This window comes from Endozoicomonas sp. ONNA1, from assembly GCF_024606325.1.
Classification (GTDB): Bacteria; Pseudomonadota; Gammaproteobacteria; order Pseudomonadales; family Endozoicomonadaceae; genus Endozoicomonas_A.
Window position 1 is genome coordinate 1 of the sequence record NZ_JAHHPN010000611.1, and the last position, 1,490, is coordinate 1,490.

The 1,490-nt window shown below is 41.2% G+C and carries 1 protein-coding gene; it reads right to left on the bottom strand.

Annotated elements, in window-relative coordinates; translation table 11 throughout:
- Window positions 1–169: 169 nt before the first annotated feature.
- The coding region (locus KDK19_RS14165; RefSeq protein WP_257287323.1) for a hypothetical protein at window positions 170–1,490 on the bottom strand (1,321 nt) is incomplete at its 5' end.

Genomic DNA, 1,490 nt, shown 5'->3' on the forward strand with positions numbered 1-1,490 from the left:
TGGTTTTATCATTTGGTATTAAAATGTTTGACCCGATAGACAGTATTAAGTTCCGGGCCATAAGCCACCGGATACGCACCAGGATAACCACTATTGAGAAGACGTTTTAATTCATTGTACGTTCAATCTAAAAAGATCAGAGAGTTGCATGACTTCATTTATTCATTAATCAAGCCCGGAGTTTCGAATGTGTCATCTTTTTATCACCTTTCATGGCTTCCTTGAGGAAAGTCGGCCATTGTGATTGATCCAGTTTAACCGATGGATTCAGCGGTTCAATCAACTTTTTACCTCTGGCTACGTATTCCTTTTTCTGCGTTTCTGAGAGATCTTCATTGGGATATAAATTGGCTTCCCTATCAATTTCCCAGCAGAAATCACTATAAAAATCCTGAGGATGAGACAATCTACCGATAATCATCGGAATAATACATTGGCCGACAATGCCTGCATCGTTTTCACTCAGCAACTTACGCCAGGTTTTTCCCGCAGACCTGTTCAATTGCACCAGAATATTTGACAAGTGATGTTTGAATAGCTCTCTATCATAATCATGCAGATGTATCCTCCACTTTCGCCTATGGGTTTCAAGATCATCAAGGTTAAATGCAAATTGGCCCAAGGCTATTCTGGTATCTCGCAGATAATCGAGCCTATTATTGACCGACGTCTCATACTTCTGCCAGTCTTCTATCTTTTTGTCTTGTTGTTCCTGCGGATATGTGGAAATAGAGCTTTCAAAGCACGCTTTCTTCTGCTGAAAATCCTGTTTTTCCTTAATGTACTCATTTTGGAAGGCCATTTTAATCTTTCTCACAACATCAGCAACGGCAACGATTAAATGGATATCAGTATTTCTTAACATGCTGGCTCGTAATGCATGATAAAAATCATGCGCTATAAACTCGAGAATCAATCGAACAGATAAGTGGTCAGCCGTTTTTGGCAAAGGATGGCCGGGAAAAGGAATCTCCATGTCTCTGTGGCCTTTCAGGCTACCGGCTCTAATATCTTCAGGTGTACTGATCCCGATCACTGGATTGATTTTATGGGCTTCTTTCAGGCAAAAACTATCAATGAAGGCCTGTCGCAACGTCATGGACGGGCATATTACGCCGCCGAAGGCAGAAAATAAAACAAAGAAGTCATTGCTTAACAGGGCTTTTCTCATCGTGAGCTGCCCTTCGTTTTTGTCTAAAGAAGCTGGGTAGTTACAGATCCAGAAACCGGCCTCAACCTGAGGTGCATTTTTAAGCAAACGCTCCATTTTCTTGATGATGGCATTGACATCGAAAGAACAACCGTTAAAAAACATCTCTGACCTTGTCAGTGAACACGCTATGAAGTCCCAGGCGTATTTATTAACTTCTCCATTATCATCAAACAGTTTGTGATGCACAATTCTAAATGAATTTATATCCTGGACACCTTCCAAGTAAACGCCCTGCAGGGTAACCAGGGTTGCAAATTCATTGCGGCTGATTTTCTTT